This is a genomic window from Actinomadura sp. KC216, from assembly GCF_004348535.1.
Classification (GTDB): Bacteria; Actinomycetota; Actinomycetes; order Streptosporangiales; family Streptosporangiaceae; genus Spirillospora.
Window position 1 is genome coordinate 1 of the sequence record NZ_SMJX01000033.1, and the last position, 19598, is coordinate 19598.

The following is a 19598-nucleotide window of genomic DNA, read 5'->3' on the forward strand; positions in this document are numbered from 1 at the left end:
CACCGTCCCCGCCCACCCGCTCGTGACGGACGCGAGCACCGCCCCGCACGCGGGCGCCGCGAACAGCAGCCCGACCGTGGTCGCGCCGCCGTCCAGGCTCCGCGTCGCGAACGCGGGCATGAGCACCGGGATGCCGCCCGCGACCATGAACAGCAGCCCGAGCAGCATCAGCGACCCGACGACGCGATGCGACGCGACGAACCGGAACCCGTCCGCGACGGACCTCAGCGGGTTCGCGGGCTTCTCGCCCCCGAGATCCGGTCTGAGCCTCGGCAACCCGGTCAGCAGCCCGAGCGTGCCGATCGTCCCGGCCGCCGCGGCCGCGTAGTTCCAGCCGACGCCGAACGCCGACACCACGAGCCCGCCGAGCGCGGGCGAGGCCATCGACCCGAGCCGGACGGTCAGCGCGTTCAGCGCGCCCGCCGCCACTAGCTTGTCCGGCGCGACCAGCGCGGGCGTCGCGGCCAGCAGCGCGGTGACGCTGACGCCGGTCGCGAGCCCGTCCCACGCCGCGAGCACGTAGATGGCCGGGAGCCACGGCGACGGCAGGAACGCGTTCAGCGCCAGCAGGACGAACCCCGCCCCGGCGGCCGTCCGGGCGTGCAGCATCAGCCGCCGCCGGTCGTACCGGTCGGCGAGCACCCCGCCCCACAGGAACCCGGCCAGGAGCGCGAACCCCTCCGCCGCCGACACCGCGCCGACGTGGAACGTCGACCCGGTCAGGTCGTAGACCTGCACCGGGACGGCGACCGCCAGCATCCCGATCCCGAACACCGACACGGTGCGGGCGATGAACACGTTGCGGAACGGCCTGCTGTCGCGCAGCGGGCCGACGTCCATCGCGAGTCGGCGCGCCAGTGCCAGACGCCGGAGCATTCTCGGGGTTCTCCTCTGCCGGGGGAGTGGCTAAGGTTAGCCTAGCCTTAGTTGGTCTGGGGAAAGTGAGGACGTACGGGTGCAGCGCGTGCTGATGAACGGAAAGATCCACCGTGCCACGGTCACCCAGGCGGACCTGCATTACGTGGGCTCGCTGACCATCGACGCGGACCTCATGGCCGCCGCCGACATCGTGGAGGGGGAGCAGGTCCACGTCGTCGACATCACCAACGGCTCCCGTCTCGTCACCTACGCCATCACCGGCGAGGCGGGCACCGGCGTCATCGGGATCAACGGCGCCGCGGCCCGCCTGGTCCAGCCCGGCGACCTGGTCATCATCATCACCTACACGGCCGTGGCCGAGGCCGACCGCCCCCGCCACCGGCCCCGCGTCGTCCACGTGGACGGCGCCAACCGCATCGTCGCGCTCGGCTCCGACCCGGCCGAACCGGTCCCCGGCGCCCCCGCCCAGCTCGCCGGGCGGTGAGCGGCGTGGAGGGCTTCGTCCCCTGGCCTGACGAGTTCGAGGCCCGCTACAAGGCCGAGGGCTTCTGGGGCGACCGCGTCCTCGGCGACGTCCTGCGCGGCGACCCCGGCAAGACCGCGCTGGTCGCCGGTGCCGACCGCCTCACCTACGCCGAACTCGACGACCGCGCGTCCCGTGCCGCCGCCGGGTTCCTGCGCCTCGGCATCGGCCCGGGCGACCGCGTCGTCGTCCAGCTCCCCAACACCACCGGCTTCGTGGTGACGTTCCTCGCGCTCGTCCGGATCGGCGCCGCGCCCGTCCTCGCGCTGCCCGCGCACCGCGAGAGCGAGATCCGCTACCTGTGCGAGCTGTCCGAGGCCCGCGCCTACGTCTGCGCCGACCGCGACGGCGACTTCGACTACCGCGCGATGGCCCGCACCCTCCCCGTCGAGCACGTCATCGTGGACGGCGACGCGCAGGACCTCACCGCCCTGTCCGAGGTCGACGCCGAGCCCGTCGACCTGCCCCGGCCCGACCCGTCCGACGTGGGCGTGTTCCTGCTGTCCGGCGGCACCACGGGCCTGCCGAAGCTGATCCCGCGGACGCACCGCGACTACGTCTACAACCTGGAGGCCAGCGCCGAGGTCTGCGGCTTCACGTCCGAGACCGTCTACCTGGTCGTCCTGCCCGCCGCGCACAACTTCGCGCTCGCCTGCCCCGGCATCCTCGGCGTGTTCGCCAGCGGCGGCACGGCGGTCCTGTCGCCGTCGGGCTCGCCCGACGACGCGTTCCCGCTCATCGAACGCGAGCGCGCCACGGTCTGCGCGGCCGTCCCGCCGATCGCCCTCCTCTGGCTGGACGCCGTGAGCTGGCAGGTCGAGGACATCTCATCCCTCGAACTCCTCCAGGTCGGCGGCGCCAAGTTCGCCGCCGAACGCGCCGCCGAGGTCCCGGACGTCCTCGGCTGCCAGGTCCAGCAGGTCTTCGGCATGGCCGAGGGCCTGCTCAACTACACCCGCCTGGACGACCCCCGCGACCTCATCGAGCGGACCCAGGGCCGCCCGCTCTCGCCCGCCGACGAGATCCGCGTCGTGGACCCCCACGGGAAGGACGTCCCGCCCGGCGAGGTCGGAGAGCTCCTCACCCGCGGCCCGTACACGCTCCGCGGCTACTACCGCGCGCCCGAGCACAACGCCCGCTCGTTCACCCCGGACGGCTTCTTCCGCACGGGCGACCTCGTCCGGCGGCTCCCGTCCGGCCACCTGATCGTGGAGGGCCGCGAGAAGGACCAGATCAACCGGGGCGGCGACAAGATATCCGCCGAGGAGCTGGAGAACCACCTGCTCGCGCACCCGGCCGTCCACGACGCCGCCGTCGTCGGCCTCCCCGACCCGATGATGGGCGAGCGGACCTGCGCGTTCCTCATCATCCGGGAGGGTGAGAAGGCCCCGGGCCTCCGCGAGATGAAGGACTTCCTCCGCGCCCGCGGTGTCGCCGCCTACAAGTTCCCCGACCGCCTCGAAACCACCGACGCCTTCCCCCGCACCCCGGTGGGCAAGATCAGCAAGAAGGCCCTGGCCGCTGACGTTCAGTAGCCGCAATATCACAATAACGGGCGCGACACCGGCAATGCCTCGCTACGGGCCGTTTATGGCCATGCCGCCCCGCCTCCCGCGCTTCAGGCACCAGGATCTCTGACTGGTGGCCGGACTGGGAGGGCGGTGCGCGGTTGCGGCGCGAGCGCGAGCGGATGGCCGATGTGCTTCGGTACTGGCGGGCCGTCGAGTTGTTCGACCCGCAGACGATCCCCCGGCTGACCCGCGCCGACGGGCGCCGCAAGCCCGGACGGGAACTGGTGCAGCAGGTCCAGCCCGTCCCCGGTCGGCCGCTGCCTCCGCTGCCCTGGGAGCCCGGGCACCATCTGGCCGGAGAGCAGCCGGAGCGGGGCAGGTACGGATCGTCCTGGCGGCACACGGTGTTCGGCGGCGTGTTCCCGGTCGCCGCGATCCACGACTCGCTGGCGGCGCGGTTCGGAAACCCGGACGGTGAGCAGGACCACGGCGGGCGGCGCAAGTCGGGCGACACCGCGCTGTTCGCGTTCACCGTCGACGACCAGGGCTGCCTCCTCGAAGGGACCGTGGTCGTCAACGCCTGCGCGTGGGCGACCGGCCGGATCTCCGATCCGGGTCCCGGCGCGCCCGGCTGGCTCGACGGGTTCGACCATGCCGCGACGGACTGCGCGGAGGCGGTGGACCTCCTCACCCGGCGCCATGTCCCCTATGTGCTCCCGAGCCCTACGCGGGCCGCACCGGCGGCCGGGCAGGAGACGCAGGGCGGGCAGCAGCCGGGCGGCTGGAAGACGGTGCTCCGGGAGGTTCTCGGCTCGGCCGCCGAGGGCGCGGTGGCCGCGCTGCTCGCCGGGGCGGTGGCCGGGCCGCTCGGAGCCGTCGGCGCCGGGCTCGTCGGCGGCGCCGCGCGACCGCTGCTGCGCCGTGTCTCCGGGCCGGACGGCGGCGACGACCGGCGGGAGACGGGCAACGCCGAGCCGGCGGACGGGCCGGCCCCGGCTCCGCCGCTCTCCGGCGCGACCCCGGGCTCCGACGACGCGTCCGGCGACCCCCGCGCGGTCCAGCTGCCGGACCTGGTCGCGTTCGCCGCGCATGTGGCGGACGTCTGCGGGGTCTCCGATCTCGTCGTCCCCGAGCGGCTCGCGGTCCGGATCGAGAGCAGGCCCGTCCACCACAAGAAGGACGGCTCGCTCCCGGACCCCGAGCCGGCGTTCCTCAACAGCCTCTTCCCGGCCGACCTGGAACGGGCCGCGTCGGATCCGGGCGGGTACGGGGCCGCCCTGACCGCCTACCTGCGCGATCCCGCCGCGATCGACGTGGCGGAACGCACCGACGTGCGCGACGATCCCCTCGCGACGCTGTACGGGGTCAGGCCCGCCGCCGTCCCCCCGGGCCGGTGGCCCGCCCCGGCCGGGCATCCGCTGGCCCTCAGCCAGCAGTTCGCCGTCAACGAGATCGTCGCCGAGCTGATGGGCGGCTCCGGGCTGTTCTCGGTGAACGGGCCGCCGGGGACCGGCAAGTCCACGCTGCTCCGCGACCTCATCGCCGCGATCATCGTGGAACGGGCACAGGCCCTGGCCGAGCTGCCGCGCCCGCAGGCGGCCTTCCACGGAACCCGCACCTGGACGGCCGACGGCCGGACCAACACCGTGCAGGTGCCGGTGCCCGCCGTCACCGGTCACGAGATCGTGGTGGCGTCCTCCAACAACGGCGCGGTCGAGAACATCACGGTCGAGCTGCCCTCCCTTGAGGCCATCGGCGAGGAATGGCGGGCCGAGGCGTCCTACTTCCTGGAGCAGGCGGCCGGGCTGCTGGGGGACACTCCCGTGTGGGGCGCGGTGGCCGCCCCGCTCGGGAAGGCCGAGAAGCGCCGCGAATTCGTGCAGCGGTTCTGGTGGGGCGGCACATCCGAGACGGGCATGCAGCGGCTGCTCCAAGACCTTGAGCAAGGCGGCCTCCTCCACGATCCACCCGCCGCCGGACGCTTCCCCGGCGGCCGGGGCGGCGACGGGCCCGCGCCCGTGCCGCCGGGGACGGCTCCCACGCCGACCGGCTGGCAGGACGCGGTCCGCCGATTCCGTGCGGCGCTGCGGGACGAAGCCGCCCTGCGCGCCGCCCGCGACGAGGCGTTCTGCTCCCTGGCCGTCCTGGACCTCTCTGCCGGGCCTGACGCCGCCGCCGAGGCGGAGCGGCTGGAGCGGCAGTGGGCGGCCGAGCACCGGCGCTACGAGGAGGCGCAGGCCGCGGCCCGCTCCGCCGCCGCCGAGGCGCGGCACGCCGAGGCGGCGGTGGAAGCGCACGCCCGGACGCGCCCGCGCGGCCTCAGCCGCTGGTACGGCTCGGCCGCGCGGGTGTGGGAGGAGACCGACCGCCTGCTGCGGACCGAGCACGCCCGCCGCCACGCCGAGTGGAGTGCCGCCCAGGGCATGGAGCAGGAGACCGCCGCGCGGGCGGTGGCAGCGCGGCAGGCCGCCGAACGGGCACGGCTGGAGGCCCGGCAACGGGCGGACGAGGAGGAGACCGCACGGCAGCGGGTCCGGGCCGCCCGCGACGAATGGCCCGATCGGTTCCCCGGTGACTTCGACGAGTGGGCCGCCAAGACCGACGAGGAACGCGAACTGTCGGCGCCATGGGCGGACGAGGAGTGGGTGCGCGCCCGGACCCGGGTGTTCCTGGCCGCCCTCGACCTGCACCGCGCGTTCGTCGCCGGCGCCGCCGGGACGATCCGCCGGAACCTGCGGCACCTGGTCAGGAAGCTCAGGCCCGAGCCCGGCGCGCCGCCCCCCGACGCGGAGCTGGCCGCCTGGCAGACGCTGTTCCTGGTGATCCCGGTCGTCTCCACGACGTTCGCCTCCTGCGGGCGGCTGCTGGAGTCCCTCGGGTCCGAGGCGCTGGGCTGGGTCCTGGTCGACGAGGCCGGGCAGTCCACCCCGCAGGCCGCAGCCGGGGCGCTGTGGCGGGCGCGGCGGGCGGTGATGGTCGGCGACCCGCTGCAGCTCGAGCCGATCACCCAGGTCCCTCGGGGAGTGCAGGAGCTGCTGTGCGGCGGCTACGGCGTGCCGTCCGAGTGGCTGCCCGCCGACACGTCGGCCCAGGCCCTCGCCGACCGCGTCAACTGCTGGGGGACCACCGTCGACACGCGGCGGGCGGACGGGGAGGCGGCACCGGTGTGGGTGGGGGCACCGCTGCGGGTGCACCGCCGCTGCGAAGAACCCATGTTCACCTTCAGCAACGCCATCGCCTATGACGGGCTCATGGTGTACGGGACGAGCGAGGCCTCGTTCCCCGGTCCCGGCCGGGCCCCCTATTCGGAGAGCTGCTGGGTGGACGTGACCAGCGATGACGCGGAAGGCAACTGGGTCCCCGCCGAGGGGCGGGCGCTGGCCCGGATGCTGGAGAAGCTCCACCGCGAGACCGGGGTCGACCTCGGCCGCATCCGGGTGCTGAGCCCGTTCCGCGACGTCGTGGCCGGGTGCCGGCGGACCGTGCGCGACCTCGACTGGGTGCGTCACCCGCCCCCTGGTGCCGACGCCCGCGCCTACCGCGCGCAGGTGAACGACTTCGTCGGCGGCAGCGTGGGCACCGTCCACACCATGCAGGGCAAGGAGGCCGATGTGGTGTTCCTAGTCCTCGGCACCCATCCGCGCCGCGGCGCCGGGGCCCGCAGGTGGGCCGCCGAGAAGCCCAATCTGCTGAACGTCGCCGTCAGCCGCGCCAAACGCCGGTTCTTCGTCATCGGGAATCGCGACCAGTGGCTCAAGGAACCCTACTTCCACCTTCTCGCCGATCTCCGGCCCCGCACGTGGACGCCGCGGAGCTGACCGGCGGCCCGCCGCGTCCCGCCTTCACCTTGCGCGGCGGGACGGCGCTTCAGACGCCGACGCCCGCGCGGCGGAAATGGCCCGGTGGGACGCCGTACTCCCGCTTGAACGCGTTGGCGAACGCGAAGCGGGAGGAGTAGCCGACCTGGGCCGCGATCCGCTCCAGCGGGACGTCGGTCTCGCGGAGCAGGCTCGCCGCCGTGGTCAGCCGCCACCAGGTCAGGTAGGCCAGCGGCGGGCGGCGGGTCGCCGCGGTGAACCGGCGCGCGAACGCCGCCCGCGACAGGCCCGCCTCGCCGGCGAGCGACTGGACGGTCCACGCCCGCTCCGGGGCCCGGTGGATGGCGTGCAGCGCCGTGCTGACCGCCCGGTCGGCCAGCGCCGCCGCCCACCCGACGCCCTCGGTGCCGCGCGGCCGGTCGTCGAACCAGGCGCGCATCACGTACAGCAGCAGCGTGTCGAGCAGCAGCGGGACCAGCGCCGTGCCGCCGGGACGCGCCGCCGCCAGCTCCCCGCCGAGCAGGTCGAGCGTCGCGCGCAGCTCGCCGTTCCCGCCGACCCGCGCGGGCAGGTGCAGGAGCGCGGGCATGTCGTGCAGCAGCGGGTGGCGCCGGTACGGGTCGACGCGGTAGCCGCCGCACAGCGTCACCACGTCGGCCCCGCCCTGCGGCGGCTCGGGCGGGCGGACGGCCTCGACCAGCGGCGTGGCCGGGTCGTCGGCCATGCCGAAGGCGTCCCCGCGCGGGGTGAAGATGACGTCGCCCGGACCGGCGGCCACCGGCTCCCGGCCGTCCGCCAGGACCCAGCACGACCCGCGCAGCACCACGGTGAAGCCCACGGTCCCGGGGCTCGGCGGGAACCGCATGCCCCACGGCGCGCGCATCTCGGCGCGGGCGAAACCGGGCCGTCCGATGCGCATGCTCGATATGACGTCGCTCAACACGTCCACACTGAGAGTCTAGGCAGTGAGACGTTCGATGTAAGAATCGAGACTCTCGTGCATTGGCCGTCTCGCATTGGGGCTCTAGCGTCGTGCAGGACTCCGAAAGCACGATGCGAAAGGCACGCCTGATGACGACCAGGATCGCGATCATCGTCGGCAGCACCCGGCCGGGCCGCAACGGCGAGGTCACCGGCATCCCGCGCAAGGGCGGGGACGTCGGCCGCTGGGTCCACGAGCTGGCGGGCAAGCGCGGCGACGCCGCGTTCGACCTCGTCGACCTCGCCGACATCGAGCTGCCGATTTTCGACGAGCCGTTCCCTCCCGCGATGGCCACCTACACCCGCCCGCACACCAGGGAATGGGCACGGATCGTCGCCCGCTACGACGGCTACGTCTTCGTGACCGCGGAGTATAACCACGCGCCCCCGGCCGCGCTGAAGAACGCGATCGACTACCTGTACGCCGAGTGGGCGAACAAGGCCGCCGGGTTCGTCGGCTACGGCGCCTTCGGCGGCGTGCTGGCCATCGAGCAGCTCCGGTCGATGATGGGCGAGCTCCAGGTCGCGGACGTGTCCGCCTGCGTGGGGCTCGGCCTGTTCACCGACTTCGAGGATTTCAAGCACTTGCGCCCGATGCCGCACCAGGAGGAGGCGCTCACCGAGATGCTGGACCAGCTCGTCGCCTGGACGAAGGCGCTCGCCCCCCTCCGCGCGGGCGCCGCGGCGTAGGACCGTGTCATCTCGGCTGGCAGGTGCGGCACCAGACCGTCCTGCGGCCGGAGACGCGGCGGCTGGACAGGGGCGTGCCGCAGCGCGGGCACGCGCCTTCGGGCTCGTCGCGGGCACCGGTGAGCCAGGTGCGGCGCGGCGGGACCCGTCCGGCCTTGACCGACGCGCGCAGGACGCCGCGCATCGCGCGGTGCAGGGCGGTGAGCTCCGGGCCGTCCAGGTCTCCGCCGGTGCGCATCGGGTTGATCCGGGCCCGCCAGAGGATCTCGTCGGCGAGCAGGTTGCCGAGGCCCGCGAGGACGGACTGGTCGGTCAGCGCCGGCTTGAGCCGCCCGCGCCGCCCGGAGAGGAGATCGGCGAGGCGGTCGCGGGACACCTCGGACGCGTCCGGCCCGAGGCCGTCGAGCGCGTGCTCAGCCGCCTCGCCGTCGGCGGCGAGGCGGACGCCCTGGAGCTTGCGCATGTCGCGGTAGCGCAGCTCGCCGTCCCGGAACCGCCAGATGACGCGGTCGTGCCGGTGGCGCGGCTCGTCCGCCCGGTGCCAGGACAGCGACCCGGTCATGCCGAAGTGCAGCAGCACCACCGGGCCGCCCGCGGGCGCGAGCAGCCATTTGCCGTGCCTGCGCGGCTCCCCGAACGGGCGGCCGCGCAGCGCCGCGTCCAGCCGCCGGGCGGTGACCCCGCGCAGGACGCCCGCGTCGAGCACCGACACCGACCGGATCGGCTCGCCGGTGTGCTCGGCCAGCACCCGGCGGAACTTTTCGACATCGGGAAGTTCGGGCATGGGAGGCCCCTACCCGCGATGTCGGGTGTTCACGGTGTCAGGTCCGGCGCGCCGTCGTCTCGCGGGGGATGAGGCGGTGGCTCAGCGGGGTGGTCTCGGCGGCGCCCGCCGCGGACTCCGGGGCGGCGTCGATGATCTGGCGGGCGGCCATCGCGCCCATCTCGTACAGCGGGAGGCTGACCGTGGTCAGCCCGACGAACCGGGCGACGCGCAGGTCGTCGATCCCGGCGACGGAGACCTCGCCCGGCACGTCGATGTGCGCCTGCCGCAGCGCGTTGAGCGCGCCGACGGCGGCCTCGTCGTTGGCCGCGAGGATGGCGTCGGGCAGCGGCGGGCGCGCGATGAGCCGCATGGCCGCGGCGTGCCCGGCCTCGAAGTCGAACCCGCCGGTCAGGACCTGCGCGCTGCCGGTGAGGTCGGCGTTGCTCATGCAGGCGAGGAAGCCGTCCCTGCGCTGCCGGGTGGCCACCATGCCCTCCGGCCCCTCGATGAACGCGATCCGGCGGTGGCCGAGCGAGACCAGGTAGTCGGTGATGTCGTAGGCGGCGGCCTGGGCGTCGGCGGCGATGACGGGGCAGCCGATGTCGCGGTGGGCGAGCGACACGGCGTGGACGCCCTGCTCCCGCGCCTGTCGGACGGCCTTGGCGAGCGCCGGTTCCCGCGGGTCGTCGACGTAGCCGCTGCCCGCGAAGATGACCCCGGCGGCGCGGTAGTCGCGCATCGTCTGGACCCTGGTGATCTCCGTCGTGGTGCGGCGGTCGACGTTGCAGAGCATGGTGACGTATCCGGCGCGGCTGGCGACGTCGTCCACCCCGCGGGCGATGACGGAGAAGTAGGGGTTGACGATGTCGCTCACGAGCACGCCCATGAGCCGGCTGCTGCGCGAGACCAGCGCGCGGGCCAGCGCGCTCGGCGAGTAGCCGAGCTCCTCGGCGACCGCGATGACCTTGGCGCGGGTCTTGGCCGAGATGGGATGGCTGGACCCGGTCAGCACCCGTGACGCGGTGGACACCGACACGCCCGCCGCCTTGGCGACTTCCGCGAGTGAGCTCACGGCCACCTTCCTAGGAGAACGTTTTCCTGATTATGGCACGCGGTGGTGGCGCCGCCAAACCGGGACTTGCCTGTTCCGGGGTGCTTTCTGGGGTTCACCCTTGACATTTCTGTGGTGACGCTCACTACCATGCCGGGCTAAGGCATACGTTTGCCTAGCCGATTACCTCGGGGTTCGACGCGAAGCCCGCGGGAACCGGCGCGATCCGAAGGAGGAGACGTGTACGCCGGGACACATCTCAGACGGTTCGCCGTGCTCGCGGCCCTCGTCACCCTGACCGCGTGCGGAGGCGGGGGCGGGGCCGACAGCGACGGGGACGGGAAGCTCTCGTTCAAGGTGGCGCTCACCGAACCCGACATCACGACCGTGCCGATCCTCGCCGCCCTCGACGACCTGCGCGGGCAGGGCCACACGATCAAGGTCGTCGAGCTGGCGGAGCCCGAGCTGTCCATCGAGGGCCTGGCCAAGGGCGACTACGCGCTCTCCGCCGAGGCGACGAGCCCCGCCCTGCTCGCGGTTGAGCGCGGCGCCCCCATCAAGATCATCGCCGATGCCATCGGGAACCAGTGGGCGGTCTACGGCAAGCCCGGCATCTCCTCCTGCGACCAGCTCGACGGCAGCCCGTTCGGGATCTTCAGCGAGGGCGCGACCGCGACCGCGATGGTCAAGGAGTGGGTGAAGTCGCACTGCTCGCCGGGCAAGGAGCCCAAGTACCTGACGATCGGCGGCTCCGACGTCCGCGCGCAGGCCCTCGTCACCGGGCGGATCGCCGCCACCGCGCTGGAGGTCTCCGACGTCGTCGCGCTGGAGGGCAAGGGCGGGCGGTTCGCCAAGATCGCCGACTTCGCGCAGAGCCTGCCCGACCTGCGCCCGCAGACCGTGTACGCCAACGGCGAGTTCATCAAGAAGCACAAGGACGTCACGCAGGCCCTGGTCACCGCGCTCACCCGCCAGCACGCGAAGATCAACGCCGATCCGGGGTACCTGGTGGGGCTGGCCGCCAAGTACCTGCCGGAGGAGGACGGCGCCGAGATGGCGAAAGTCGCCGAGCGGTACTCCCGGGCGCGGCTGTTCGGCGCGGCGGCGCTCACGGAGAAGAACATGCAGGGCACCATCGACTTCTTCGTCCGCGCCGGCGTGATCAAGAAGGGCATGACCGCGAAGGACGCGGCGGACCTGACCTTCGTCAAGGCGGCTCGATGACGGTGGCGACCACGCGGCGGTCCTCGCAGCGGCCCCCGCGGCGGGCCGGGGCGCGGACCGGGCCCCGCCCGGCGCGGCGCCCCGGCCTCCTGCGCCGCATCGCCGCCCGGAACCTGCCGTACCAGATCCTCACGTTCGCCGTGTTCGCGGCGGGCTGGGAGCTGTACGTCCGGCAGCAGGGCGGGCTGCTCATCCCGAGCTTCACCGAGACCGTCCGGGCGACCGTCGAGCTGCTCGGCAGCGGGGAGCTGTGGCGGGCCATGTACGTCAGCAACCAGGCACTGGTCATCGGGTTCGCCGTGACCGTCGTCCTCGGCGTGCCGCTCGGCATCCTGCTCGGCCGGTTCCGCGCCCTGGAGCGGCTGGCCGACGTCTACCTCAACATCCTGCTCGTCACGCCGATGGCGGCGATCATCCCGCTGCTCGTGATGTCGGTCGGCTTCGGGCTGGCCTCGCGGGTCATCCTCGTCACGATCTTCTCGATCGTGATGGTGGTGGTGAACGCGCGGGCCGGGGTCCGGCAGGTGGACCCGTCGCTGATCGAGATGGCCCGCTCCTTCGGGGCGGACGAGCGGGCCGTCTGGACCCGCGTCCTGCTCCCCGGCGCGCTGCCGGCGATCATGACGGGCATCCGGCTCGGCCTCGGCCGCGCGGTCACCGGCATGGTCATCGTCGAGCTGCTCATGGTCTCCGAGGCCCTCGGCGGGCTGATCCTGGAGTACCGCGGCCTGTTCCAGGCCCCGCTCCTCTACGGCACCATCGTGATCATCCTGGCGGAGGCGCTGTTGCTGATCTCCGTCGCGCGGTGGGCCGAGCGCAAGCTGACCGGTTGGGCACGCACCACCACGGCAAGGAGCCTCCGATGATCGAGATCCGCGGGCTGCGGAAGACCTACACCGGGCAGGACGGCGGGCTCGTCGAGGCGCTGCACGACGTCGACCTCGACGTCCGGCCCAACGAGTTCCTGACCGTCCTCGGGCCGAGCGGCTGCGGGAAGACCACGCTGCTGAAGTGCGTCGCGGGCCTGATCCCGTGGGACGACGGCGACATCCGCATCGACGGCGCCCCGGTGCGCGGGCCCGGGCCCGACCGGGCCATGGTGTTCCAGAACTTCGCGCTGCTGCCGTGGGCGACCGTCCTGGAGAACGTCGCCTTCGGGCTCCGGATGCGCGGCGTCGGCCGCGCCGAGCGCGAGGAACGCGCCCGCGCGCTGATCGGCACGGTGGGGCTGGCGGGGTTCGAGACCAAGCGTCCCGGCGAGTTGTCCGGCGGCATGCAGCAGCGCGTGGGCCTGGCCCGCGCGCTCGCCGTCGAGCCGCAGGTCCTCCTCATGGACGAGCCCTTCGGCGCCGTCGACGAGCAGACCCGCCGCCTGCTCCAGGAGGAGCTGCTGTCCATCTGGGAGGAGCGGCGGCTGACCGTCGTGTTCATCACCCACAGCATGGAGGAGGCGGTGCTGCTCGGCGACCGCGTCGTGCTGATGAGCGCGCGGCCGGGGCAGATCGCCGAGATCGTACCGGTCCCGCTGGAGCGCCCGCGCTCCAGCGACGTCGGCGCGCTGGAACGTTCCGCCGAGTACGTCGAGATCACCGCGTACCTGTGGGACCGGCTGCGCGACATGCACGCGGAACACCGTCCGGCCAAGGCGGCCGGATGAGCGCGGTCGCGGAACGCGGCGGGCGCTCCGCGCGGGCGCGCCTGGCCTGGCGGCGGCTGCCCGCGGCCCCGGTCAGCCTGGCCGTCGCCGCGGCCGGCTGGGAGCTGGTCGGGCACCTGGCGGACGCGTCGTTCTTCCCGCCGCTGAGCACGGTGCTCGCCCGGCTCGTGGACATGGCCTCCAGCGGGCTGATCTTCAGCAGCCTGCGCGACAGCCTGATCAACCTGGTGCTGGGCTTCGCGATCTCGCTGGCCGCGGGCCTCGCCGTCGGGGTGGCCATGGGCCGCTACCGCAAGGTCGAGGCCGCGCTCGGCGTGTACGTCTACGCGCTGCTCACCGCGCCGTCGCTGGTCTTCGCGCCGATCTTCTTCTCGCTGCTCGGCGAGGGGCGCGGCTCGATCGTCGCCGTCGTCGTCATGTACTCGATGTTCGTCATGATCATCAACACCGCGGCGGCGATCCAGGGCGTGCCGGGCCACCTGGTGGAGATGGCCCGCTCCTACGGCGCGGGGGAGGGCCAGGTGCTGCTGCGCGTCATGCTGCCCGCCGCCGCGCCCATGATCATGGCCGGCGTCCGGCTCGGCGTCGGACGCGCCGTCACCGGAATGATCAACGGCGAGATGTTCATCGCCGTCGTCGGCCTCGGCCGCGTGGTGACCCAGGCGGGCGGGCGCTTCGACGGCGCGAGCGTCCTCGCGGTGCTGCTGGTGATCATCGCCGTCGCGCTCGGCGCGGTGGCGCTGGTGCAGGCCGTCGACCGGCGGATCACCCGGTGGGTGCCGCAGACCTCACGAGGAGACCGATGAAGATCGACGCCTACAGCCACATCCTGCCCGAGCCGTACTTCGCCCGGCTGCGGGAGCTGGCCGACCCGGCGGCGTTCAAGCGGTGGCTGGAGCTGCCGGCGCTCCACGACCTCGGCGAGCGGCTGCGGATCATGGACGAGTTCGGCGCGGAGTACCAGCAGGTGCTCACGCTGTCCTCGCCGCCCATCGAGCTGATCGCCGGACCGGACGAGTCGCCCGCGCTGGCGCGGCTCGCCAACGACTCGATGCGCGAGCTGTGCGGCAAGCATCCCGACCGGTTCCCGGCCTTCGTCGCGTCGCTGCCGATGAACGACCCGGACGCCGCGCTCACCGAGCTGGCCCACGCCGTCGACGAGATGGGCGCGCGCGGCGTGCAGGTGTTCACCAACGTCAACGGCCGCCCGCTGGACGATCCCGCGTTCGCCGCCGTGTTCGCCGAGATGGCCGCCCGGGATCTGCCCGTCTGGATGCATCCGGCCCGCACGGCGGCGTTCGCCGACTACGTGACCGAGGACGCCTCGAAGTACGAGATCTGGTGGGCGTTCGGCTGGCCGTACGAGACCAGCGCCGCCATGGCCCGGCTGGTGTTCTCCGGCCTGTTCGAGCGGCATCCCGACCTCAAGATCATCACCCATCACATGGGCGCGATGATCCCCTACCTGGAGGGCCGGATCGGGATCGGCTGGGGCCCCCAGCTCGGCAGCCGCACGTCCGGCGCGGACTTCGAGCGCCTGCGGGACGCGACCCGCCGCCCCCTCGACCACTTCCGGAGGTTCTACGCCGACACCTCGCTGTCCGGCTCCGACATCGGGACCCGCTGCGGCCTGGACTTCTTCGGCGCGGACCACGTCGTGTTCGGCACCGACTGCCCGTTCGACCCCGAGGGCGGCCCCCTCTACATCCGCGAGACGATCCGCGTCCTGGACGCCCTCGACATCCCGGACGACGAGCGCGACCGGATCTACCACCGCAACATCCTGCGCCTGATGCGCCTGGCCGACGGATGACACCGGCGGAAGCGCCCCGCCGTCCTCCCGGACGCATCCGGGAGGACGGCAGGGCGCGGGGGTCCTAGTCGTGCGAACCGCCGTGGGCGCTGCCGAGCAGGGCCCGCAGCGCGGAGGTCTTGCGGCCGAACTCCTCGGCGCGCATCGTCGCGGCGTAGTCGCGGTCGAGCGGCAGGTCGACGTCCACGACCTCCGCGACCCGCCCCGGCCGGGCCGTCATGGCGACGACCCGGTCCGACAGGTAGACCGCCTCGGCCACCGAGTGGGTGACGAGCAGGACGGTGGTCCCGGTCTCCCGCCAGCGCTTTCAATTTCCGGCGCCGGCAATGTAGGCAGGTGTTGAGACACACGTCAAGGGGCAGAGTTGTAAGCGCTTACGGATTCCGCCACGATTGGCGGGACCGTACCGGGGAGGAACCGACACCGATGGCCGACCGCAACCTCGTCCGGCTGCAGGACGTCGCCGCGCACGCCGGCGTCTCGATCGCGACCGCGTCGCGGATGCTGAGCGATCCGAACTACGGCGGCCGGGCCGCGCTCCGCGAGCGGGTGCTCGCCGCCGCCGCCGAGCTCGGCTACCGCGCGAACCCGCACGCCCGCGCGCTCGCGACCTCGTCCTCGACCAGCGTCGGGCTCGTGATCCACGACGTCCGCGACAGCTACTTCGCGCTGCTCAGCGGCGGCGTCATGACGGTCGCCGAGCGCGAGGACCTGCTGGTCAACATGGTCTGCGCCTACCGCGACCCGGCCCGCGAGCTGGAGTACGTCAAGCGGCTCATCGACCAGCGCGTCCGGGCGCTGATCCTCGCCGGCAGCGCGTTCCGCGACACCGACCACAACGCCGCCATGCGCGCCGAGCTGCGCGACTACCAGGAGTCCGGCGGCTCGGTCGTCTCGGTGACGCGCGGGCGCGACATCGGGCACCTCGTCCAGATCGACAACGCGGGCGGCATGCGCGCGCTGGCCGGGGCGCTGGTGGAGCTCGGGCACACCTCGTTCGGCGTGCTCGCCGGGCCGCTGCGGCTGCTCACCGTCCGCGACCGGCTGCAGGGGCTGCGGCAGGGCCTGAAGGACCACGGCATCGTCCTCAGCCGCGACGACATCGTCTACACCGACCTGTCGCGCGAGGGCGGGCTGACCGGCGCGCAGACGCTGATGAGCCGCCGCAACCCGCCGCGCTGCCTGATGGCCGTCGCCGACGTCATGGCGCTCGGCGCGATGGCGTGGCTGCGCACGAACGGGATCTCCGTCCCGGACGAGGTGTCGGTGACCGGCTTCGGCGGCCTGCCCGCCGCGCTCGACGCCGTACCGCCGCTGGCCACGGTCGAGATCCCGCTGGAGCGGGTCGGCGAGACGGCGATGGACCTCGCGCTGCGTCCCCCGTCCCCCCGGCACGTGGTCGAGGTCGAGGGAACGCTGGCGCTCAGGGAGAGCGCCGCCGCGCCCCGGTGAGCGCGGAGGTCGCCGGGGCGCGGCCGGGGCGCCGGTCAGGGCAGGACGTGGCGGGGGAAGCCCGCGGCGACGGCGGCGAGGACGTTGTCGGGGTCGGCCGCCCACACCTTCTCGTTGAATATCTCCACCTCGATCGGGCCGGTGAACCCGGCGGCGCCGACGGCGCGGGTGATCGAGCGGAGGTCGATCGCGCCGTCGCCCGGGAGGCCGCGCCCGAACGTCGGGTGCGGCTGCGGCACCAGCCAGTCGCACACCTGGTAGCCGATGATCCGGTCGCCCGCGCGGGCCAGCGCCGCGCCGAGGCCGGGATCCCACCACACGTTGTAGGTGTCCACGGCGAGCCCGACGTGCGCGGGATCGAACTTCTCGACGACGTCCAGCGCCTGGTCGAGCGTCACCGTGACCGACCGTTCGGCGCACATCATCGGGTGCAGCGGCTCGACCGCGAGCCGCACGCCCGCCGCCGCCGCGAACGGCACGAGCTCGGCGATCCCCTCCACCACGGCCGCACGGGACCGCTCCAGGTCGAGATCGTCGCGGACGCCGCCGCTGACCAGGTAGAGGACGTCCCCGCCGATCGCCGCCGTCAGCTCCACGGCGCGCCGGTTGGCGTCGTGGTCGAGCCCGCCGCCGTCCGGGTTCTTGCCGGTGAAGAACCCGGCGCGGCACACGCTCGACACCCGCACGCCGTGGTCGCGCAGCAGCGCCGCCGCGCGCTCGGCGCCGTACTCCTCGACGGGCCCGACCCAGGCGCCGAGCCAGCCGATCCCGTGCCGCGCGAGCCCGCGCACGGTCTCCTCGAAGGACCATCCCTTCACCGTGATCTGGTTGATGGCGAGCCGTTCGATGCTCACGCGGCGCTCCGTCCGTCGATTCCCGCTGCCGCGAGCACGGCGAGCATGCGGTCGGCCGCGAGATCGGCGTCCTCGATGAGGCCCGCCTGGTCGGCGAGCCGGAACAGGCGGGCGAGGTGGTTCAGCGACCGGGCGCCCTGGTGCCCGCCGAGCATGACGAAGTGCGGCTGGAGTCCGCGCAGGTAGGCGAGGAACACGACGCCGGTCTTGTAGTGGTAGGTCGGGGTCTCGAAGATCGCTCGCGACAGCGGGACGGTCGGCGCGAGCACGCGGTCGAAGCCGTCCGCGTCGCCGTCGTCCAGCAGGGCGAGGGCCCCGGCGGCCAGCGGCGCGATCGCGTCGAAGATCCCGAGCAGGGCGTCGCTGTGGCCGTGGTCGTCGCCCCTGATGAGGCCGGGGTAGTTGAAGTCGTCCCCGGTGAACATCGCCGTCCCGGCGGGAAGGCGGCGGCGCAGGGCGACCTCCCGGTCGGCGGCCAGCAGCGAGACCTTGACGCCGTCGACCGAACCCGCGTTCTCCGACATCAGCCGGACGACGGTGTCCGCGGCCGTATCGAGATCGTGGGTGCCCCAGTAGCCGGACAGCCGCGGGTCGAACATGTCGCCGAGCCAGTGCAGGATCGCCGGGCGCGACAGCGAGCCCAGCACCTTCCCGTAGACGGACAGGTAGTCGCCGGCAGAGCGCGCCGTCTGGCAGAGCGCCCGGCTCGCCATCAGCACGACCTGGCCGTCCGCGTCCTCGATCCACCGGCACTGCCGGAGGTAGGAGCGCTCGATCTCCTCCAGCGTGACGGGCCTGTCTTCCGGGAGGTCGTCGGTGCCCGCCCCGCACGCGATGGCCGCGCCGCGCCCCGCCGCCTCCCGGCACGACCGCTCGATCAGCTCCCGGACGAGCCCGTGCGGCAGCCCCATCCCGCGCTGCGCGGTGTCCATCGCCTCGGCGACGCCCAGCCCGAGGTCCCACAGGTGGTGCCGGAAGCTCAGCGTCGCGTCCCAGTCGACGGCCGGGTCGAGCACCGGGTCGACGGTCGCGAGGGGATCGGCGACGACGTGCGCGGCCGCGTAGGCCCGGCGCGTCCGCGGCGGGTCCCGGCGGTCCGGGAGCGGGCGGGACGGCGCGCCGCGCAGCGTGTACTTCTCCAGCGACGTGCCGGAGGGCAGCAGCAGCGAGGTCACGCCGGCCCGGCCGTCGTCAGCTCGGGCACGTCGACCCAGCGCCGCTCGCGCGACGACCGCAACGCCAGCTCGGCGAGCTGGACGCCCTTGGCGCCTTCGAGCAGGTCCCAGCCGAACGGCGCGTCCTCGACCACGTGCCGCAGGAACATCTCCCACTGGACGCGGAACGCGTTCTCGAACTCCTCGTTGTCGGGCACCTCCTGCCAGCCCGCCCGGAAGTCGATCGGGTTGGGGATGTCGGGGTTCCACACCGGCATCGGCGTGTTCGCGCGCGACTGCGTCCGGCACTCGCGGAGCCCGGCGATCGCGCTGCCGTGCGTGCCGTCGAGCTGCCACTCGCCGATCTCGTCGCGGTAGGGGCGGGTGGCCCAGGATGTCGTGAACTGCGCGGTGACGCCGTTCTCCAGCTCGAACAGGCCGTAGGCGGCGTCCTCGGCGGTGGAGTCGTAGGGGCGGCCGTCCTCGTCCCAGCGCTTCGGGATGTGGATCGCGCTGTGGCACAGCACCGACCTGATCGGCGAGACGGTGTTGTCGATCAGGTAGCGCCAGTGCGGGTACATGTCGAGGACGAGGCCGCCGCCGTCCTCGGCGCGGTAGTTCCAGGACGGCCGGTTGAGGTGCTGCCAGTCGCCCTCGAACACCCAGTAGCCGAAGTTGAGGCGGAAGCTCAGCATCGTGCCGAAGAAGCCGCCGTCCACGAGCCTCTTCAGCTTGCGGATGCCGGGCAGGAACAGCTTGTCCTGGACGACGCCGTGCTTGACCCCGGCCGCGTCGGCGAGCCGGGCGAGTTCGAGGGCCTCCTCCAGCGAGACGGCGGTCGGCTTCTCGCAGAAGACGTGCTTGCCCGCCGCGATGGCCTTGCGGACCGCCTCCGCCCGCCGGTTCGTGGTCTGCGCGTCGAAGTAGATCGCGTCGTCGTCGTTGGCGAGGGCCTCGTCCAGGCTGGTCGTCCAGCGCTCGACGCCGTAGCGGCGGGCGAGGTCCTCCAGCTTGGCGGGGTTGCGCCCGACGAGGATCGGGTCCACGACCAGCCGGCGGCCGTCCCGCAGGACGAGCCCGCCCCGGTCCCGGATCGCCACGATCGACCGGTCGAGGTGCTGGCGCGTCCCCATCCGGCCGGTGACGCCGTTCATGATGATGCCGATCCGCACCTGGTCCATGTGAACCTCCCTGATATCTGTAAGCGCTTTCTATTTCATGCGAT

General features: G+C 73.3%; 17 protein-coding genes and 1 pseudogene. 10 read left to right on the forward strand and 8 right to left on the reverse strand.

Annotation, left to right across the window (positions count from 1 at the left end; translation table 11 throughout):
• On the reverse strand, positions 1 to 876 hold an 876-nt coding region (entS, locus tag E1264_RS08405; RefSeq protein ID WP_132171315.1), incomplete at its 3' end, for an enterobactin transporter EntS.
• Between the two features lie 79 nt (positions 877 to 955).
• Between entS and panD the strand changes: the two genes are divergently transcribed.
• The 3 genes from panD (at position 956) to E1264_RS08420 (ending at position 6731) form a co-directional block, all read left to right on the forward strand.
• Positions 956 to 1363, forward strand: coding sequence for an aspartate 1-decarboxylase (panD, locus tag E1264_RS08410; protein ID WP_132171317.1), 408 nt, complete (start codon positions 956 to 958; stop codon positions 1361 to 1363).
• A 5-nt stretch (positions 1364 to 1368) separates the two neighbouring features.
• On the forward strand, positions 1369 to 2937 hold the full coding sequence (locus E1264_RS08415; protein ID WP_132171368.1) for an AMP-binding protein: 1569 nt from the start codon (positions 1369 to 1371) through the stop codon (positions 2935 to 2937).
• 155 nt (positions 2938 to 3092) lie between these two features.
• The gene (locus E1264_RS08420) at positions 3093 to 6731 is read left to right on the forward strand and encodes an ATP-binding protein (RefSeq protein ID WP_132171318.1); all 3639 of its coding nucleotides are present in this window, start codon (positions 3093 to 3095) and stop codon (positions 6729 to 6731) included.
• Between the two features lie 49 nt (positions 6732 to 6780).
• On the opposite strand, the gene E1264_RS08425 is transcribed toward E1264_RS08420, so the two are convergent.
• The gene (locus E1264_RS08425; protein WP_132171320.1) at positions 6781 to 7680 is read right to left on the reverse strand and encodes an AraC family transcriptional regulator; all 900 of its coding nucleotides are present in this window, start codon (positions 7678 to 7680) and stop codon (positions 6781 to 6783) included.
• 122 nt (positions 7681 to 7802) lie between these two features.
• Between E1264_RS08425 and E1264_RS08430 the strand changes: the two genes are divergently transcribed.
• On the forward strand, positions 7803 to 8402 hold the full coding sequence (locus tag E1264_RS08430; protein ID WP_132171322.1) for an NAD(P)H-dependent oxidoreductase: 600 nt from the start codon (positions 7803 to 7805) through the stop codon (positions 8400 to 8402).
• A gap of 7 nt (positions 8403 to 8409) precedes the next feature.
• On the opposite strand, the gene E1264_RS08435 is transcribed toward E1264_RS08430, so the two are convergent.
• Both E1264_RS08435 and E1264_RS08440 read right to left on the reverse strand, forming a co-directional pair.
• Positions 8410 to 9186 (reverse strand): DNA-formamidopyrimidine glycosylase family protein, encoded by a 777-nt coding sequence (locus E1264_RS08435; protein WP_132171324.1) that lies wholly within the window; start codon positions 9184 to 9186, stop codon positions 8410 to 8412.
• Positions 9187 to 9223: 37 nt separating this feature from the next.
• Entirely contained in the window at positions 9224 to 10240 is a 1017-nt protein-coding gene (locus E1264_RS08440) for a LacI family DNA-binding transcriptional regulator (protein ID WP_132171326.1), read from the reverse strand.
• 219 nt (positions 10241 to 10459) lie between these two features.
• Between E1264_RS08440 and E1264_RS08445 the strand changes: the two genes are divergently transcribed.
• The 5 genes from E1264_RS08445 to E1264_RS08465 are packed head-to-tail and all read left to right on the forward strand — an operon-like array spanning position 10460 to position 14913.
• Entirely contained in the window at positions 10460 to 11443 is a 984-nt protein-coding gene (locus E1264_RS08445) for an ABC transporter substrate-binding protein (protein ID WP_132171328.1), read from the forward strand.
• Positions 11440 to 12309 carry an ABC transporter permease gene (locus E1264_RS08450; protein WP_132171330.1) on the forward strand — a complete coding sequence of 290 codons (870 nt, stop codon included), beginning with the start codon at positions 11440 to 11442 and terminating at the stop codon, positions 12307 to 12309. The genes E1264_RS08445 and E1264_RS08450 overlap by 4 nt, the downstream gene beginning before the upstream one ends.
• Positions 12306 to 13100 (forward strand): ABC transporter ATP-binding protein, encoded by a 795-nt coding sequence (locus tag E1264_RS08455; RefSeq protein ID WP_132171332.1) that lies wholly within the window; start codon positions 12306 to 12308, stop codon positions 13098 to 13100. Before E1264_RS08450 ends, E1264_RS08455 begins: the two co-directional genes overlap by 4 nt.
• On the forward strand, positions 13097 to 13906 hold the full coding sequence (locus E1264_RS08460) for an ABC transporter permease (RefSeq protein ID WP_132171334.1): 810 nt from the start codon (positions 13097 to 13099) through the stop codon (positions 13904 to 13906). The genes E1264_RS08455 and E1264_RS08460 overlap by 4 nt, the downstream gene beginning before the upstream one ends.
• Positions 13903 to 14913: an amidohydrolase family protein gene (locus tag E1264_RS08465; protein ID WP_132171336.1), complete on the forward strand. Its 1011-nt coding sequence runs from the start codon at positions 13903 to 13905 to the stop codon at positions 14911 to 14913. Before E1264_RS08460 ends, E1264_RS08465 begins: the two co-directional genes overlap by 4 nt.
• A 64-nt stretch (positions 14914 to 14977) precedes the next feature.
• Here the strand turns inward: E1264_RS08465 and E1264_RS08470 are convergent.
• Positions 14978 to 15199, reverse strand: a pseudogene (locus tag E1264_RS08470) (ABC transporter ATP-binding protein); the annotation flags it as partial.
• A 140-nt stretch (positions 15200 to 15339) separates the two neighbouring features.
• On the opposite strand from E1264_RS08470, the gene E1264_RS08475 reads away from it, so the two are divergent.
• Complete coding sequence (locus E1264_RS08475; RefSeq protein ID WP_132171338.1) at positions 15340 to 16365, forward strand: LacI family DNA-binding transcriptional regulator; 1026 nt, start codon at positions 15340 to 15342, stop codon at positions 16363 to 16365.
• Positions 16366 to 16400: 35 nt separating this feature from the next.
• On the opposite strand, the gene E1264_RS08480 is transcribed toward E1264_RS08475, so the two are convergent.
• The 3 genes from E1264_RS08480 to E1264_RS08490 are packed head-to-tail and all read right to left on the reverse strand — an operon-like array spanning position 16401 to position 19554.
• The gene (locus E1264_RS08480) at positions 16401 to 17219 is read right to left on the reverse strand and encodes a sugar phosphate isomerase/epimerase family protein (protein ID WP_207935792.1); all 819 of its coding nucleotides are present in this window, start codon (positions 17217 to 17219) and stop codon (positions 16401 to 16403) included.
• Positions 17216 to 18394: a dihydrodipicolinate synthase family protein gene (locus E1264_RS08485; protein ID WP_132171340.1), complete on the reverse strand. Its 1179-nt coding sequence runs from the start codon at positions 18392 to 18394 to the stop codon at positions 17216 to 17218. The genes E1264_RS08480 and E1264_RS08485 overlap by 4 nt, the downstream gene beginning before the upstream one ends.
• Complete coding sequence (locus E1264_RS08490) at positions 18391 to 19554, reverse strand: Gfo/Idh/MocA family oxidoreductase (protein ID WP_132171342.1); 1164 nt, start codon at positions 19552 to 19554, stop codon at positions 18391 to 18393. Before E1264_RS08490 ends, E1264_RS08485 begins: the two co-directional genes overlap by 4 nt.
• Positions 19555 to 19598 lie beyond the last annotated feature (44 nt).

Coding starts and splice junctions, on each gene's coding strand:
- E1264_RS08475 (WP_132171338.1), top strand. CDS start 15,340: ATGGCCGACCGCAACCTCGTCCGGCTGCAGGACGTCGCCGCGCACGCC.
- E1264_RS08455 (WP_132171332.1), top strand. CDS start 12,306: ATGATCGAGATCCGCGGGCTGCGGAAGACCTACACCGGGCAGGACGGC.
- E1264_RS08490 (WP_132171342.1), bottom strand. CDS start 19,554: ATGGACCAGGTGCGGATCGGCATCATCATGAACGGCGTCACCGGCCGG.
- E1264_RS08420 (WP_132171318.1), top strand. CDS start 3,093: ATGGCCGATGTGCTTCGGTACTGGCGGGCCGTCGAGTTGTTCGACCCG.
- E1264_RS08430 (WP_132171322.1), top strand. CDS start 7,803: ATGACGACCAGGATCGCGATCATCGTCGGCAGCACCCGGCCGGGCCGC.
- E1264_RS08435 (WP_132171324.1), bottom strand. CDS start 9,186: ATGCCCGAACTTCCCGATGTCGAAAAGTTCCGCCGGGTGCTGGCCGAG.
- E1264_RS08465 (WP_132171336.1), top strand. CDS start 13,903: ATGAAGATCGACGCCTACAGCCACATCCTGCCCGAGCCGTACTTCGCC.
- E1264_RS08450 (WP_132171330.1), top strand. CDS start 11,440: ATGACGGTGGCGACCACGCGGCGGTCCTCGCAGCGGCCCCCGCGGCGG.
- E1264_RS08460 (WP_132171334.1), top strand. CDS start 13,097: ATGAGCGCGGTCGCGGAACGCGGCGGGCGCTCCGCGCGGGCGCGCCTG.